Genomic DNA, 16331 nt, shown 5'->3' with positions numbered 1-16331 from the left:
GCCCGAAGCCCGCATCGCGTGCTCGACGGTAACCTGCGGAAAAAACGCCACGCTCAACGACCGTCGCCGCCGTCGCCATGTCCGCGCGTAGGCAGCCCGTAGCGTTTGATTTTCTCGTACAACGTGGCCTTCGGCACATGCAGCGCTTCGGCCGTCGCCGCCACGTTGCCCTTGCTGTGTTCGAGCGCCTCTTGCAGCACGGCACGCTCGAAACGCTCCACCTGCTCCTTGAGCGGCAACGGCGCGAGCGACCCGCTTTCGGGGGCACTCGCCACACCCAGCACCAGCCGGTCCGCCGCGTTACGCAATTCGCGCACGTTGCCCGGCCAGTCCGACTGCAACAACTCCTGACGCATCCGATCCGAGACCACCGGCGCCGGGCGTCCATAGCGCACAGCGGCATCGAGCATGAAGTGTTCGAACAGCGGCAGGATATCTTCGCGGCGCTCGCGCAGCGGTGGCAACGCCAGCGTCACCACGTTCAGGCGGTAGTACAGATCGCGACGGAAAGTCCCCTCCCGCACGAGCGCTTCCATGTCGCCCTTGGCGGCCGCGACCACACGACAGTCCACACGTATCGACTGATTCGAGCCGAGGCGCTCGAGCACACCGTCCTGTAGCACGCGCAGCAGCTTGACCTGCAACGCGGCGGGCATGCTCTCGATCTCGTCGAGGAACAACGTGCCCCCGGACGCGTGTTCCAGTTTGCCGATCCGGCGCTTCGCCGCCCCGGTAAACGCGCCGACCTCGTGACCGAACATCTCGCTTTCGAAAATCGCCTCGGGCAATGCGCCGCAATTCAGGGCGACGAACGGCGCATCGCGGCGGCGCGACAACTCGTGCAGGCTGCGCGCGACCAGTTCCTTGCCGGTGCCGGTATCGCCATTGATGAGCACGGGGGCATCCGTCATGGCGACGTTGGCGATGAGCGTGCGCAACGTCTCCATCGACGGGCTGCGTCCGATGATGCGCGAGGCGCGTCCGCCCTGCTCCGCGAGTTCGCGCCGCAACGCCTGGTTCTCCAGCATCAGCTTGCGGGTTTCGAGCGCGCGCTTGGCCGACTCGATCAGACGGTCCGGCGCAAACGGCTTCTCGATGAAGTCGTAAGCCCCGTCGCGAATGGCCTGCACGGCCATGGAAATATCGCCGTGACCGGTCACGAGAATCACCGGCACTTCCGGTGCGTGCTGACGCAGATGCGCGAGCAGTTCGAGCCCGCTCATGCCGATCAGCCGGATGTCGGACACGACGATGCCGGCGAAGTCAGGCGTAATGCGCTCGCGCGCGGCTTCGGCCGAGGCGAGCCCGAAGGCATCGAGCCCGGCGAGTTGCAGGCTTTGCAGCGTGGCACGCCGCACGAGTTCGTCGTCTTCGACGAATAGGATCTGGAGGTTCTTGTACATCATGCGTTGGTCGCGCCGGCGGGTTGCCCACGGCGCAGCGTCACGAGAAATTCTGCGCCACCGCCCGGAACGTTGCGTGCGACCAACTGGCCGCCGTTCTCTTGTGCGATGGACGACGAAATTGCGAGTCCGAGCCCCATGCCCTGACCGCCCTCCTTGGTACTGAAAAACGGCTCGAACAGACGCGGCATATGTGCCTCCGAAATCCCCGGTCCGTTATCGCGCACGTAGATGCGCACCCACAGGTCGTGCGCGTCCACATCGATCCAGATCGACGGCGAGGCCTGCTGGCCGGGCGCCCCCGTCACGGCGTCGATGGCATTGCTTACCAGGTTGATCAACACCTGCTCGAGACGCAGGCCCTCGCACACGACCTGCACGTCTTCCAGCCCGTTGGCGAAGGTCGTCGTCACGTGGATGCCGGCCAGACGCCCACGCAGCAGCATCAGTGTGTTCTCGAGTGCGCGGCGCACCGAGGCTTCCATGTCGCCGCGCCGGGCGCGCCCGGCAAAGAGTCGCAATTGCCCCGTGATCTTGCCCATGCGGTCGGTGAGCGACGCAATGGCCGCGAGGTTCTCCTGCGCGGCGTCGTACTCGCGACGCTCGATCAGCACGCGCGTGTTGTCCGAAAAACTGCGCAACGCCGAGAGCGGTTGATTGAGTTCGTGCGTGATACCGGCGGCCATCTGCCCCAGTGCCACGAGTTTGGACGCCTGCACGAGTTCGCTCTGTGCCTCGCGCAATTCGTGTTCGGTTCGCGCGCGTTCCTGCACTTCGGTTTGCAGACGCTCGTTCGCCGCTTGCAGATCGGCCGTGCGCTCGGCCACGCGCTCACCGAGTTCGGCATACGCCGACTGCAACAACTCACGGCTCTTGAGCATGTCGCGCACGCGCTGGCGCCGTTGATTCCACGCCACGCCCAGCAGACAAGTGAACGCCGCAAGACACGCGGCGGCCACCGCCGCGATCCGTGCATTGGCGATCACCTGATCGAGCGGCGCGAAGTACATGAGCGTCCAGTCCGGCTCGCCCAGCTTGCGTTGCACAGCAAGGAAGCGGCGGGTCTTGCCCGTGCCTCGCCCACCGCCGGCATCGCGTACGGTGACGACCTCGCCGTCCGTGTCCAGCCGTTCGTCCTCGCTCCACGCGAGCGGCGTGACATGCTGGTTGTAATACTGACGCGTGCTGTCGAGCGCCGCCTTCACGTCGGGCGCGAGTGGGGTGAGCGAACGGTATTGCCAGCGCGGCTCGGACGACAGGAAGATCACGCCATGATCGTCTGCCACGACGACCGGCTCGGCGGCGTCGGCCCCGGCACGCTGAAACCATTCCAGATTCAGTTTCACCACGACCACGCCATGGATCTGGCCGTCGACCAGAATGGGCTGGGAGACGAAGTAGCCCGGCTCACCCGAAGTCGTCCCCACGCCGTAGAAACGGCCGAAGGCCCCTTTGATGGCATCGATGAAATACGGACGAAAGCGATATTCCTGCCCGACGAACGTGGCCTTCTCGCGCCAGTTGCTGGCGGCGAGCGCGAGACCGTTGGCGTCGATCACGTACGCCGCCGACGCCTTGGCGCGCTGGTTCACGTCGAAAAGATAATCGTTGGCCCGCTGCACGACCGTCTTGTTTTTCGGGTCGAGCAGCAGATCGTGCACGTACGGGTGCAACGAGAGCAGATACGGCAGAAATTCGTAGCGGTCGACGGTGCTGCGCAGACTGCCTGCATAGCGCTCCACGCGCGCGCCCGCATTCACGCGCAGATCGGCCACGCCGCGCTGCCAGCTCAGGGCGTACGTCAACCAGCAGAACAGGACACTCGCCAGCAGCATGACGACGATCCATGACCAACGGCGCATCGGGACAGTCCTCTCGAGATCGATGGGGACTTCGTCGCGCCGGCGGTCCGCGGCATGCGCAGACGCGGCGGCACTTCGGCGTGCGGCGCGGCTGCGGGGGCGGATCGTGTTCTCGTGCGGGGTGGCCATTGGGGCACAGAGTGCTGAAAAGACCGCCGGGCGGCGAAGCTCAGGCGCTATTGTGCCTGTGCCGCACCGCCCGGTGGCGAACGTCATGTTGACGCGGAGTTGGCAGCGCACGTGCGGATCGCGCAAGACGACTCACGCGAAGCAACGGCGTGCGGCTGCCGGCAGCCATTGCCGGCCGTTATGCCAGTTCCGGCCCCTGCTTGCCGGACATCGCTTCGGCCAGCTTCTTACGGTCCAGTTCCTTCTCCCAGGCCGACACCACGATGGTGGCCACGCCGTTGCCGCAGATGTTCGTCAGCGCACGGCATTCGCTCATGAAGCGGTCGATACCGAGGATCAGCACCATACCGGCAACCGGGATCGTGGGGATGACGGCAAGCGTTGCCGCCAGCGTGATGAAGCCTGCGCCGGTCACGCCCGAAGCGCCCTTCGAGGTCAGCATCGCCACGGCGAGCAGCGTGAGTTGCTGGCCCCAGGTTAGGTCGATGTTGGTTGCCTGCGCGATGAACAGCACAGCCATCGTCATGTAGATGTTGGTGCCGTCGAGGTTGAACGAGTAGCCGGTCGGGATCACGAGACCCACCACCGACTTCGAGCAACCGGCCTTTTCCATCTTTTCCATCAGGTGCGGCAGCGCGGCTTCCGACGAGCTCGTCCCCAGCACGATCAGCAGCTCTTCCTTGATATAGGCGAGGAAGCGGAAGATCGAGAAGCCGGTGAACCTGGCGATCAGACCCAGCACAACGATCACGAACAGGAACGACGTCAGATAGAACGTCCCCATCAGCTTGGCCAGCGGCACCAGCGAGGCGATGCCGTACTTGCCGATGGTGAAGGCCATGGCGCCGAACGCGCCCAGCGGTGCAACCTTGGTGATGATGTGCACCACGCGAAAAAGCACGCCCGACACGCTGTCGATCCAGTTCGTCACCACACGGCCACGCTCGCCGATGGCGCCCAGCGCCGCGCCGAACAGAATGGCGATCACGAGGATCTGGAGAATTTCACCCTTGGCGAACGCATCGGTAATCGTGTTCGGAATCAGGTGAAGCAGAAAGTCGGTGAACGTGTCGCCGTGGGCTGCCTTCTCGGCGTAGCCGGCGATGGCCTTCGGGTCGAGCGAGTGGATGTCGACGTTAAAGCCCGCGCCCGGCTTCAGAACGTGCGTGGCGATCAGACCGATCACCAGCGCCAGCGTCGAGACCACTTCAAAGTAGATCAGCGCCTTGCCGCCAACGCGGCCGACCTTCTTCATGTCTTCCATGCCGGCGATACCGGTCACGACAGTACAGAAGATCACCGGGCCGATGATCATCTTGATAAGCTTGATGAACGCGTCGCCGAGCGGCTTCATCTCGACGGCCAGATCGGGCCTGAAATGGCCGAGCAGAATGCCGACGACGATGGCAAACAGCACCTGTACGTACAGAATGCGGTAAAAAGGTTTCTTGGTCTGAGTTTGCATGTTGTTTCCTCTTCAGGCAGCGGGGCAAGCCACCACCCTTGTTATCAATCCGCGGCGACGCCGCGAATCTCGCTTTGCGCAAAGCGCATTTGCTCCTCCATCACCATCTGGGCCAGCGCCTTCTTCAGTTCGTTGAATTCGCTGCCTGCCGTGTCGCGCGCACGGGGCAGGTCGATGACCATGTCCCGCTTGACCGTGCCCGGCCGGTACGTCATGACGACGACCCGGTCGGCCAGATAGATCGACTCCTCGATGCTGTGTGTGACGAATATGATCGTCTTCTTGAATTCCTCCCAGATGCGCAGCAGTTCGTCCTGCAACGTGCGACGGGTAAGCGCGTCGAGTGCGCCGAACGGCTCGTCCATGAGCATGATCGGGCTGTCGAGGGCAAGCACCCGCGCAATGGCCACGCGTTGACGCATGCCGCCCGACAGATCGCGCGGAAAGCGATCGCGAAACTCGCGCAGATTGAGCTTGCCGAGCAGCAGGCCCACGCGCTCATTGATGTCGGCGCGTTTCATGCCCTTGATTTCCAGTCCGAAAGCGATGTTCTGCGCCACCGTCATCCACGGAAACAGCGCGTACTCCTGAAACACCATGCCGCGATCCGGCCCCGGCTGTGCGGCAGCGCCGGCACGACCGTCGATGCGGATCGAACCCGAGGTCGGCTGCACGAAACCGGCCAGCGCGTTGAGCAGCGTCGACTTGCCGCAGCCCGACGGCCCGAGCAGGCAGACGAACTCGCCCGCGTCGATGTTCAGATCGATGTCCTTGAGCGCATCGACGACACCGCCGGGAACGGGGAACTGTTTGTTGACGTGATCGATTTGAATCAGCATGTTGATCGCCTCACTTGGTTTCCAGACCACGGTGCCACTTGAGCAGGTGGTTGTTGAGACGGTCCATGCCAAGGTCGATCACCAGACCGAGCAGGCCGATGGTCAGCATGCCGGCGATGATCTTGTCGGACCACATGTACTCGCGCGCTTCCAGAATGCGGTAGCCCAGGCCGTTGTTCACGGCGATCATCTCGGCCACGATCACGACGATGAACGCCGTGCCGATGCCGATACGTACACCGGACAGAATGTAGGGCGTCGCCGCCGGCAGAATCACGCGGCGGAAGATGGTCAGCTGGCCCGCGCCGAGATTGCGCGCGGCACGCAGATAAATGCCGTCGACATGCCGCACGCCGGCGATCGTATTCATCAGCACCGGAAAGAACGCTCCCAGCGCGATCAGGAAGAACGCGGGGGGATTACCCAGACCGAACCAAAGGATGGCAAGCGGAATGTACGCGATCGGGGGAATCGGACGCACCACCTGCACCAGCGGATTGAACAGACCGTAGACGCGCGTGCTCGTGCCCATGAGCAGGCCCAGCGGCAGCGCGATGCCTGCACCGACGAGAAAGCCCATCACCACGCGGTACAGGCTGTGCGTGGCATCCATGAGCAGTTCGCTCGATTGCAGCCACGCGTTGAAGCCGTCGGCCATGGCCACGGTCGGCTTGAGGTATTGCCACCACTTGGCCACGACGGCAAGCGGCGACGGGAGAATGATCGGGTTGATCCAGCCCAGGCCGGTGACGACCTGCCAGATCACCACGACGGCGACCGGAATCAGCACACCGCGCAGCATGCGCGCGGTGCGTGAAGTGCCCGATGCGCCCGAGGCGGTCGGCTTGGGAAGTACGGCAGACATCCGTTCGCCTCGCCTTACTTGATGTTCAGCTTGGTTTTGGCCTTGGCGAGCAGGTCGAGTTTGACCCAGTCTTCAGCCTTCGGCACCGGATCCTGCAACTTGCCCACGCCGTACTTCTTCATGAGGTCGGTCGTGAGCTGGACATGCGAGAGGCTCAGGTCGTAGCTGTACGGCGAATTGCCGATGGCGTCCGTGAAGTCCTGCTCGGTGATCTGGTTCTTGAACATGTCCTCGCGAACGAATTTTTCGGCCGCTTTCGGATGCTTGATGAAGTAGTCGGTTGCTTCGACGAACGCGTACATCAGGCGTTGCGCCACGTCCGGCTTCTCCTTGTAGAGCTTCTCGGTGATGACGAGCGCGCGCACAGGCTCGCCGATCGGCGTGTCGTACGGCTTGAGCACTTCGACACCGAAGCCCTTGTTGATGGATTGCGAAGCTTGCGGCTCGGACTGGCACATCGCGTCGATGCTACCGGCGGCGAGCGCCTGATTCAGATCGGCGAAGGCCATGAACATGATCTGCACGTCCTTGCCCGGCTGATCCGACCATGTCAGGCCGGCCTTGGCCAGTTCCGCATACAGAATCAGTTCCTGGGCGCCGCCACGGGCCACGCCCACCCTCTTGCCCTTGAGATCGGCCACCTTGGTGATCGGCAATCCCTTCTTCGCTACGAGACGCACGCCACCTTTAGCGAATCCGGCCACCGCGTAGATCGGCGCACGCTGCGCACGACCGGCGATAGCAGCATCGAGCGCGCTTGCCGAAACGTCGATATCGCCCGCCAGAATTGCGGGCATGATGTCCACGCCCTTGGCAAACATGTGTTCTTCGATCTTCAGGCCGTACTTCGGGCCGATTTTTTTCATGTACGACACGGCGCCGTAGTGGGCGAATTTCAGGTTCCCCAACCGCACCAGATCCTCGGCAAAAGCGTGTAGCGAAGCCGCACACAGCGCAGCAGCGGCAAGACATTGCTTGAACATAAGGTCTCCTCTCTTATTAGAACGGCTCGCTCTGGTTTTCCGGATTCCGGATGGGATTCCGTCCTTTCAGGCAGCACGCGCGTTAGAAAGCAATTCTTATGCCATCGCGTTAAATCTTTGATTTAATTGTGGGAAGCTGTGGAAAACCCGATGTTCGGTTATATGGAAAACCAGAAAATCAATGCAGTAGCATTCTGGTTTTCCAGAAAAACGCGGGGTTCGGTGAAATTCTCCGGCCAGGCACAATGTGCCGGCGCGCCGCCGTCATGCCCGGACACGTTGGCGCGCGGTGGCGGGGCCGTGCCCCATGTCAGGCCGACAGCGTTTCCGGCACGGGCGCCTGATAACCGAGCGCGGCGGAGATTTCCGCGGCGCACGCCGACAGCCGCGACGAAATATCGGGCAGCAGGGCGCGCGTCATGCGCGAAGACGGGCCCGACGCCGACAGCGATGCGGTCACCTCGCCCGACGCGTCGCGCACCGGCACGGCGACCGAGACGGCTTCCGGCGCGAGTTCCCCGAAGCTCACCGCGCAATCCTGACGGCGCACGTTCAGCAGTTCGGCGGCCAGTTCGTCACGCTCGATGAGCGTGCCCGCCGTGAAGCGCTTGCGCGGGCGGCCAAGCACCTGGGCGCGTACGTCGTCGGAGGCGAAGGCCAGCAGCACACGGCCCGACGCGCCCACGTACAACGGGCGGCGGTTGCCCACGACACCATGCACGCGCAGTTCGTGCGTGGATTCCACACGCGCGACGCACAGCGATTCGAGACCGTCGCGCACACGAAGCTGGATGTTCTCGTTAAGTGCACGATTGAGCGACTGGAGATGGCGGTGCGCGACTTTCACGAGGTTGACCTGCTCATGCCCCGCCACGCCCAGCACCAGCGCCTGCGCGCCGAGTACGTACGTGACCGGGCTGCCCTCACGGACCACCCAGCGGTGCTGTTCGAGCGTCGCCAGCAGACGAAACGCCCGCGACTTGTTTAAGCCAGCGCGCTGCGCCAGTTCCGTCACACCCAGGCCGGGGCATTCCCCGACCAGCGACAACAGCGAAAGCGCCGTGTCGACCGAAGCGACTGTGTAGTCCATCAAACTTCCTCGCTATGTTGTTCGGCATACGCGGCGAGCGCCGCCGCAAATTGGCCAAGTTGCGATTGCAGCGTCGAAAAACCGTCATGCCGCACGTGCTTTTCGCCGCTCGATTCATTCAGGTACAGCGCCTCGTTCAACTCGATCTGCACGCTGTGACGTCCTTCGGACGGGCGCCCGAAGTGACGCACGAGATCGCCGCAGCGACCGGGCGCGTTGTAAGCGGCGCGAAAACCCAGACGCGTGAATTCCGCGATCACCCAGCGCGAGAACGCGGGTTCGGCCGTGGTGCCGTCGCCGTCGCTCACGAGGACATCCGGGCGCGTCATGCCCGCGTCGGGGTCGAGCGCGCCACCACGCGGGCGCATCGAATGGCAGTCGAGATGCCAGACCACACCGTGACGCTGCCACGCGGCCTCGATTGCGTCGCGCAGCACATGGCGATACGGGCGGTAGTAGTCATGGATACGGCGCTCCACTTCAGGCACCGTCAGACGACGGTCATAGAGCGGCACATTGGGTGCGGCGAACCGGTGCAGCAGGCCCACACCACGCTCGCTGAACGCCTGCGGGCGCGCGTCGTGCGGCCACAGGCTGGCGAGCAACTCGGGATCGATGTCCGACTCGGCGCGATCGGGATCGATGTAGGCGCACGGAAAAAGGGCGGCGACCAGTGTTGCGCCGTGACGCGTGGCCACCGACCACAGTTCGTCGACGCGCACGTCGCCGCAGGCGAGGATCGCCGCCGTGGAGGCGATGGTGTCGAAATCCGGGGGAAGGACGTGGCCGCTGCGAGGCGCGTCGAGGACCAGAGGCAAGCGCCCGCTGCGGCCACTGGTGCCGCCATACGGTGCTTCCACATAGAATCGGCCCTCGGTGACCTGACGGGACATGCTGGCTCCTGGCTTGCATCCGGAACATCCACCCGGGAATAACCATGCCGGGCGCATTGTTTTGCCACGCAAAACAAAGTTCGAATATTCTGAAACAACGCCGGAAACGCAGCAAGGTGACGCGTGTTACAACATATTTCGGAGACGAACGCCGCCAGGCTGCGGGCGGACGTCGCCGATTCGACGATGTTCGGTGCAGATGGCGGTGCTATCGAACGCGTAGATCGACATCTGCCGATGTCTGCGAAGCGTATCGGCTATCGAACCGGGCACGTCGTGTGATGCGATGTAAACGATGGTTGAAGTACCGCCGCCTTCGCTCCGACACGTCACGGCTGCCCGGACTGCCCCGCGCCGGACTGGTCGACCGTTGCGCCGCGCTGCCCCTGTCAACGTATACAGTTGTCCGGGCACCGCCCTCTGCCTAAATTGGACTCTCGTCCGCGCGCACTCGTCGGTGTGCGGGAGTCCGGGAGAACGCGCAATGAACGGCAGAGAAGCGGTAACGACGAAGTACTGGCTTCGCCACGAAAGCGGCGAAAAAGAGGATGACGAAGCCGAATTGATCAACGACCCCCGGCTCGCAGGTTCGTTCATCGACGGGGCCATCAGCACGCGTCGGACACCTAACGATCTGATATTCGCAGACGTCCGCATGGAAATGTTGGTGGCTCGCGCGGAGAAAACCATTGCTGTCGCGCAGTCGCTTCGCGAGCAATATCCGGATTATGCGAACCATCCGGACTTCTTCATGACGTTCGTCTACGAGCGCATGGGGCTGCCGGTCAATGGAGTGAATCTCGATCAGATGTTCTCCTCACCGGGCGCTTTCCTGGACAATATCAACTTCTTGTGGAATGAATATCGCGTTGGCCTTGGTTATTACTACCAGATGGCGTCCACCAAAGCCATTCTGGAGACATTCGACAACGAGGCCACACCGCATTGGTCATTCATGCAGGTGCAAGAAGGCGCGAGCGAACAGGACATGATCGAGGCAGTCCGGTCACGTCAATATATCCTGATGCATCAGGCGATCGGGGTCATGGCCCCCGGCCTGAAGATGAAGCTCCACACCTCGGGGGGAGACTATTACATCAATCACCCGGAATTCGGACATATTCCCGGAGGCCTGACCTACGTCGACCTGCGAAGCTGGAATGGCGAAACGCGCGATTTCACGAAGGCCGACGTCCGCAAGGTTGACGCCATGTAACGCCGCGCACGAGGCGAGCGACAAGACTCAGAGGGGCCTCCTCCTCGAACATCTTTCACGTAACCGGCGTCACGTAGCGGCGCACCGGCAGATGGTGCTCCGACGGTTGCCGGTACTGAAACAACGCCGGCGAGGTGACGCCTGTCACAACATATTTCGGAGGAGATGTGCGCTAAGCCCGGGGGCAACGTGGCGGGTTCGACTTTACTGACTATCGCGATTGCGTCCTGTCAACGTTGACAGTTGTCCGGGGCAACGTCCTCCACATAGATTGGACCCGGATCGTGTGCACCGACCGGTGTGCTGCCAACTGGGAGAAACGCCATGAGTAAGGAACAACTGCTGGCGGAAGCCAGCGTGACCCTCGACTGGCTTCGCAAGGGTCGCGACGGCCGAACAAGCGAACGTCGAAACGCAAAACTGATTAACGAGCCGATGCTCGCTGCGCAATTCACAGCCGGCTCGATCCGCTGCGTTCCTTCGACAATCGATACCCCGCAAGCGATCGTAGAGACGACGATGCTGGCCGCCAGCCTCGACAAGATCATCGCCACCGCCAAAAAAGTGCTGGCTGCGCACCCGGATTACATCGTCGATCCCAACAATTACAGGTTGACCTTCGTCTACGAGCGCCTGTACATCGATGTGCTGGGCATTAATGTCGACAGGATGCTCAACGACCCGGATTTGCTGGAATACTTCATCAACTCCATCTGGTTGAGCCTGTATTTCGTCGACTTGGGACCGTACATGGAGATGATCCCCTTTAATGCGGTCATTCGGTCACGCCAGCCGGAAATCAAACCGTCCTGGGCATTTGTCCCGAAGGTCGCAGACACCGATCTGCAGGACCTGATAAACGCAGTCCACAGTCGCCAGTACATCTTGATGCATCAGGGCGTTGGCCTTTCGGCGCCGGGCAAGGAAACGCTGCTTTACACGAACGGAAGCGGCGCTTACGTCGATCATCCCGACTTCGGACGCCTGCCCGCCGGCCTGACTTATCTTGACCTGCGAACCTGGAACGGGGAAACGCGCGATTTCACGAAGGCCGACGTCCGCAAGCTTGACGCCGACGCCATGTAACGCCGCGCGCGGTGCGAGCGACGAGACTCAGATAGCATCCGCCACGCCGGCCTCGTGCGCCTGCACGTCGGCGTGGTAGCTCGATCGCACCATCGCACCGACCGCCGCGTGGGTGAAGCCCATCTTGTAGGCTTCTTCCTCGAACATCTTGAACGTGTCCGGCGTGACATAGCGGCGCACCGGCAGGTGGTGTTCCGACGGTTGCAGATACTGACCGATCGTGAGCATGTCGACGTTGTGCGCACGCATGTCGCGCATCACTTCGAGAATTTCTTCATCCGTTTCACCCAGTCCGACCATCAGACCGGACTTCGTCGACACGTCGGGGTGTGCGGCCTTGAATTCCTTGAGCAGGTTCAACGAGTGCTGGTAGTCCGACCCCGGGCGCGCTTCCTTGTACAGACGCGGCACCGTTTCCAGGTTGTGGTTCATGACATCGGGCGGCGCGGCATTGAGAATACCCAGCGCGCGGTCAAGACGCGCACGGAAGTCCGGCGTCAGGATCTCGATGCGGGTTTGCGGCGAGAGCTCGCGCACGTGACGGATGCAATCGACGAAATGCTGGGCGCCGCCATCGCGCAGATCGTCGCGGTCGACGCTGGTGATCACCACATATTTCAGACGCATCGCGGCGATGGTCTTGGCGAGGTTGAGCGGCTCGTCCACGTCGAGCGGGTCGGGACGACCGTGGCCGACGTCGCAGAACGGGCAGCGGCGCGTGCACTTGTCGCCCATGATCATGAACGTTGCCGTGCCCTTGCCGAAGCACTCCCCAATGTTCGGGCAGCTCGCTTCCTCGCACACGGTATGCAGGTTGTGCTCGCGCAGAATCTGCTTGATTTCGTAGAAGCGGGACGTATGAGTGGCCGCCTTCACGCGAATCCAGTCCGGCTTCTTCAAACGCTCGATCGGCACGACCTTGATCGGGATGCGCGCCGTTTTGGCTTGCGACTTCTGCTTCGCGGTGGCGTCGTATTCGCCGTCGATCGTGCGAACTTCCTTGTTCGTGCTGTCGTTCTGAGTCACGGTGGTCATGATGGGGGCTTTCCAGACGTCCAATCAGGCGGCGGCGTTTGCGCTTGCGGCCGGATCGTTACCGGCCTGCGGCGCGACATCGGTCGTCGCGGGGTGCTGTTCGAGGTGTTGACCGAGTTGCCGCGCCAGTCGCGCGGCCACTTCATCCCAGCGGGGAGCCACGCCGAGCGTGGCCATGTCTACGGTTTGCAAACCGGCGTAACCGCACGGGTTGATCCAGTCGAACGGTCGCAGATCCATCGCGACGTTCAGGGACACGCCGTGATAACTGCATCCGTTGCGGATTTTCAATCCGAGCGCAGCGATCTTCGCGCCGGCGTGCGCTGCGGTGCCGTTGCCCTGGCTCACGTAGATGCCCGGCGCGCCGGCCCGGCGCTCAACGTCGAGATTATACGCTCCAAGGGTATCGATCACCGCCTGCTCGATCAGGCGCACCATTTCGCGCACGCCCAGCTTGCGGCGGCGCAGGTCCACGAGCAGGTAAACCACCACCTGGCCGGGCCCGTGATAGGTGATCTGCCCGCCGCGGTCGACCTTGACGAGCGGAATTCCGGTGTTGGCAACGAGCAGGTGAGCGGGATCGCCGGCGAGTCCGAGCGTGTAGACGGGCGGATGCTGGACGATCCAAAGCTGGTCGGGGCCATTCGGGCCACGCGTGTCGGTGTACGCGCGCATGGCGTCGAACGATGTGGCGTAGTCTTCCGTGCCGCGCCAGCAAACTTCGATCGGGGAGGTCATGGACGCAATTTTAGCGAAACCGGGCCGGTCTTGCTCGCGGCACCGCCCGGCAAGGCTCGCCACAGGCAGTGTTGCCGCGCCGCAACGCACAATGCTCAACGCGTCGGCTTTACGGGCGCGGCGCCCAGCCCGCGCGCATACCATCCCGCCGCCAGCAGAATCATCACACCGCCGAGCCACTGCGTGGGATGCAACACGATGCCGAACGCGAGAAAGTCGACAGCGACGGCGACGACCGGATAGACGAAGCCGAATACGGCAAGGCTCGACGTCGACGCCTTCTGAAACGCGCCGTACAGCAACAGGTACATGAAGGTCGTGTGGAAAAGGCCCAGTGTCACGATAGCGCCGACTTCGCGCGGCGCCGACGGCAAATGCCCGAAATCCGCCATCCAGACGAAAACGACCGCGCCGATCACCATATGCAGCGCGGCGATGATCTCGGGACGGATCGTGCCGGCGAGCTTCTTGGTGAAGAGCGTCGTGGCGGCGTAAAGCGATGCGGCCGCCAGCGCGCTCGCCACGCCAAGCAGGTACCCGGCACCATGCGCGCCACCGGGCTCGGCCAGAATCACCAGTCCGGCAAACGCCGCGCCAAGGCATCCCATCGTGGCAAGCGACGGCCGCTCACGCGTGACGACGACGCTCGCGAGGACCAGCAAGAACGGCTGCACGTTATAGACGACGGTCGTAATGCCCACCGACGTCAACTTGTAGGCGGTGAACAGGAAATACCAGTTCGAGACCAGCGTGATCGCCCCGAGAGCGACGTTGACGACCTGCCAGCGCGCCATGCGAAAGCCGCGCCAGTAGCCGCGATACGCGCACCACACGCACAGACTGAGCGCGCCGATCAGGCAGCGAAAAAACACCACGTTCAGGGCAGGCTGTCCAGACATCAGCACGAAGTAGCCGATCGTTCCCGAGATCACCATGGCGGCGATCATCAGAAAACGCCCGAGGCGCTCCTCGGCTTGCGGATTCGGCACAGGGGAAGACGGCAGTGTGGCGGGGGGCAAAACTTGTCTCATCGAGAAACGGCAGCTCTTATTTCGACGCGCCATCGGGGTTATCGACCTGGATTCCCCCTGATTATTGCGCACCTTGTTGTGAATTCGATTAACACATTCGCAGTATCCGGCATTGGTCGCCCGAAACGAAACACGCGCCCCCCGGCGTAGCTCGCCAAAGAGCGCGTGATCGGCAACGGGCCAATACCTTGCAGTCCTCAACTTACGTCAGGCGGCCGCCGTGCAGGAGTTGGCTTCCCGGGCGGCGCGACGACCGGCCAGCCACTTGCGAAGCACACGTAGCAGCGGGAAACGGTGGGCCACTTCGCGTTCCAGCTCCGCTTCGGCGGCTTCCTCCGAAGACACCCAGTAGCGGCGTCCCGGCTCGACGGCAAGGCGCTGGCCCGGTGCGAGCCAGTAATCGCGCGGATCGCCCGCCCGCGTCACCCAGACCGACGCGCCGCGCGCGACCAGCGTATGCTCATGATGCAGATCGAGCGTGATCACTTCGCCCGGGCGAAGACCGTAGAAGTACTGAACCTTTGTCAAATTGTTTTGCATTTTACGACCCCCACTCAGTGCGAGACAATGACTGAATCATAGGGACTGGCAGGCGCCGCACCAAACGACATATTTTCACGGCCTTGCAAATAAAGCTCACATGGATCTTCGGAGACTTCCCAACCTGAGTGCCTTGCGCGCGTTTGAAGCGGCAGCCCGCCTCGAAAGCTTTTCACGTGCGGCCGAGGAATTATTCGTCACGCATGGCGCCATCAGCCATCAGATTCGCTCGCTGGAGCAGGAGCTGGGCACTACGCTCTTCGCCCGCAACGGCAAGCGCATCAGCATCACGCCGGCGGGACGCCAGTACGCCACCGCGATCCGTGCCGCGCTCACGGACATTGCGCAGGCGACCCGCAAGCTGCAAGCGGGCACGCGCAGCGAGCGGCGTCTGGTGCTCACCACCATGCCATCGTTCGCGAGCCGTTGGCTCACGCCTCGCATCGGCCGGTTCATCGACCGCCATCCGGAACTGGAGGTGGAACTGCGATGCAGCGCGCAACTGACCGATTTCGAGCGCGACGACGTCGACGTCGCGTTGCGCATGGGTAAGGGAAACTGGCCGGGGCTTCATATCGAAAAAGTGCTCGACGACGTGTTCTTCCCCGCATGCAGCCCGACCTACAACGATGGCAAGTTGCCGCAAACGGCCGACGACTTCCGCGCATGCACCCTGCTGCGCTCGCAAGACGAACCGTGGGCGCCCTGGTTCGCGAGTGCGGGCTTCGATCTGCCCGAGCCGATGCAGGGCATGATGTATGAAGATTCGGGGATGCTTTCTCAGGCGGCCATCGTCGGTCAGGGCGTGGCGCTAGTCAGACGTTCGCTGGCGGTCGGCGACATCATGGCAGGGCGTCTGGTGCGCCTGTCGGACGTCGATACGCCATGCGGCTGGGATTACTTCTTCGTGTGTCCGCCCGCGGTGCTGGAGACGCAGCGCGTTCAGGCGTTCAGAACATGGTTTCTGGAGGAAGTCGCGGCGTTCGACCTGGTGAAGGATACCCGGCGGCGCCCCGCCCAGCCGAGCCGTGCAGCGCTCGCCGCAGGCATGGCTGCAACGGCCGGGGAGATGACGACGCACGCACAACTGGGCCTGGACCCCGGTGCGCCGGCCGACGATGGCGCGCCAACGCATGCATGAGCTCGCATCGACACG

Annotated in this window: 15 protein-coding genes; 3 read left to right on the top strand and 12 right to left on the bottom strand. The window is 62.9% G+C overall.

The features are described from left to right. Positions 1-53: 53 nt before the first annotated feature. The 8 genes from AB870_RS02245 to AB870_RS02210 all read right to left on the bottom strand — a co-directional run bounded on the left by AB870_RS02245 (position 54) and on the right by AB870_RS02210 (position 9529). The gene (locus AB870_RS02245) at positions 54-1406 is read right to left on the bottom strand and encodes a sigma-54-dependent transcriptional regulator (protein ID WP_418303981.1); all 1353 of its coding nucleotides are present in this window, start codon (positions 1404-1406) and stop codon (positions 54-56) included. Further along, a complete protein-coding gene (locus tag AB870_RS02240) occupies positions 1403-3394 on the bottom strand; it encodes a sensor histidine kinase (RefSeq protein WP_047906767.1) in 1992 nt (663 codons plus the stop codon). Before AB870_RS02240 ends, AB870_RS02245 begins: the two co-directional genes overlap by 4 nt. Before the next feature lie 178 nt (positions 3395-3572). Further along, a complete protein-coding gene (locus AB870_RS02235) occupies positions 3573-4859 on the bottom strand; it encodes a dicarboxylate/amino acid:cation symporter (protein WP_047906766.1) in 1287 nt (428 codons plus the stop codon). A gap of 44 nt (positions 4860-4903) precedes the next feature. Beyond that, positions 4904-5698 carry an ABC transporter ATP-binding protein gene (locus tag AB870_RS02230; protein ID WP_047906765.1) on the bottom strand — a complete coding sequence of 265 codons (795 nt, stop codon included), beginning with the start codon at positions 5696-5698 and terminating at the stop codon, positions 4904-4906. 10 nt (positions 5699-5708) lie between these two features. Further along, positions 5709-6500: an ABC transporter permease gene (locus AB870_RS02225; RefSeq protein ID WP_047908701.1), complete on the bottom strand. Its 792-nt coding sequence runs from the start codon at positions 6498-6500 to the stop codon at positions 5709-5711. A 77-nt stretch (positions 6501-6577) separates the two neighbouring features. Further along, on the bottom strand, positions 6578-7546 hold the full coding sequence (locus tag AB870_RS02220) for an ABC transporter substrate-binding protein (RefSeq protein WP_047906764.1): 969 nt from the start codon (positions 7544-7546) through the stop codon (positions 6578-6580). Positions 7547-7856: 310 nt separating this feature from the next. Continuing rightward, on the bottom strand, positions 7857-8636 hold the full coding sequence (locus AB870_RS02215) for an IclR family transcriptional regulator (RefSeq protein WP_047906763.1): 780 nt from the start codon (positions 8634-8636) through the stop codon (positions 7857-7859). Next, positions 8636-9529 (bottom strand): N-formylglutamate amidohydrolase, encoded by an 894-nt coding sequence (locus tag AB870_RS02210; RefSeq protein ID WP_047906762.1) that lies wholly within the window; start codon positions 9527-9529, stop codon positions 8636-8638. The genes AB870_RS02215 and AB870_RS02210 overlap by 1 nt, the downstream gene beginning before the upstream one ends. Positions 9530-10013: 484 nt before the next feature. Between AB870_RS02210 and AB870_RS02205 the strand changes: the two genes are divergently transcribed. Then, positions 10014-10745 carry a hypothetical protein gene (locus AB870_RS02205; RefSeq protein ID WP_047906761.1) on the top strand — a complete coding sequence of 244 codons (732 nt, stop codon included), beginning with the start codon at positions 10014-10016 and terminating at the stop codon, positions 10743-10745. A gap of 324 nt (positions 10746-11069) precedes the next feature. Then, a complete protein-coding gene (locus tag AB870_RS02200) occupies positions 11070-11831 on the top strand; it encodes a hypothetical protein (RefSeq protein ID WP_047906760.1) in 762 nt (253 codons plus the stop codon). A gap of 27 nt (positions 11832-11858) precedes the next feature. Here AB870_RS02200 and lipA read toward each other — a convergent pair whose 3' ends face one another. The 4 genes from lipA to AB870_RS02180 form a co-directional block, all read right to left on the bottom strand. Continuing rightward, a complete protein-coding gene (gene lipA, locus AB870_RS02195) occupies positions 11859-12866 on the bottom strand; it encodes a lipoyl synthase (protein WP_047908700.1) in 1008 nt (335 codons plus the stop codon). A gap of 24 nt (positions 12867-12890) precedes the next feature. Further along, positions 12891-13604 (bottom strand): lipoyl(octanoyl) transferase LipB, encoded by a 714-nt coding sequence (gene lipB, locus AB870_RS02190; protein WP_047906759.1) that lies wholly within the window; start codon positions 13602-13604, stop codon positions 12891-12893. 95 nt (positions 13605-13699) lie between these two features. Continuing rightward, complete coding sequence (locus tag AB870_RS02185) at positions 13700-14635, bottom strand: DMT family transporter (RefSeq protein WP_167362666.1); 936 nt, start codon at positions 14633-14635, stop codon at positions 13700-13702. Positions 14636-14842: 207 nt separating this feature from the next. Beyond that, positions 14843-15175 (bottom strand): DUF2917 domain-containing protein, encoded by a 333-nt coding sequence (locus AB870_RS02180; protein ID WP_047906758.1) that lies wholly within the window; start codon positions 15173-15175, stop codon positions 14843-14845. A gap of 100 nt (positions 15176-15275) precedes the next feature. On the opposite strand from AB870_RS02180, the gene AB870_RS02175 reads away from it, so the two are divergent. Further along, on the top strand, positions 15276-16316 hold the full coding sequence (locus tag AB870_RS02175; RefSeq protein WP_047906757.1) for a transcriptional regulator GcvA: 1041 nt from the start codon (positions 15276-15278) through the stop codon (positions 16314-16316). The last annotated feature ends 15 nt before the right edge of the window (positions 16317-16331 follow it).

It is taken from the genome of Pandoraea faecigallinarum, from assembly GCF_001029105.3.
GTDB lineage: Bacteria > Pseudomonadota > Gammaproteobacteria > Burkholderiales > Burkholderiaceae > Pandoraea > Pandoraea faecigallinarum.
Note: the sequence above shows the minus strand (reverse complement) of the source record. Positions and strands in the feature narration are given on the sequence as shown.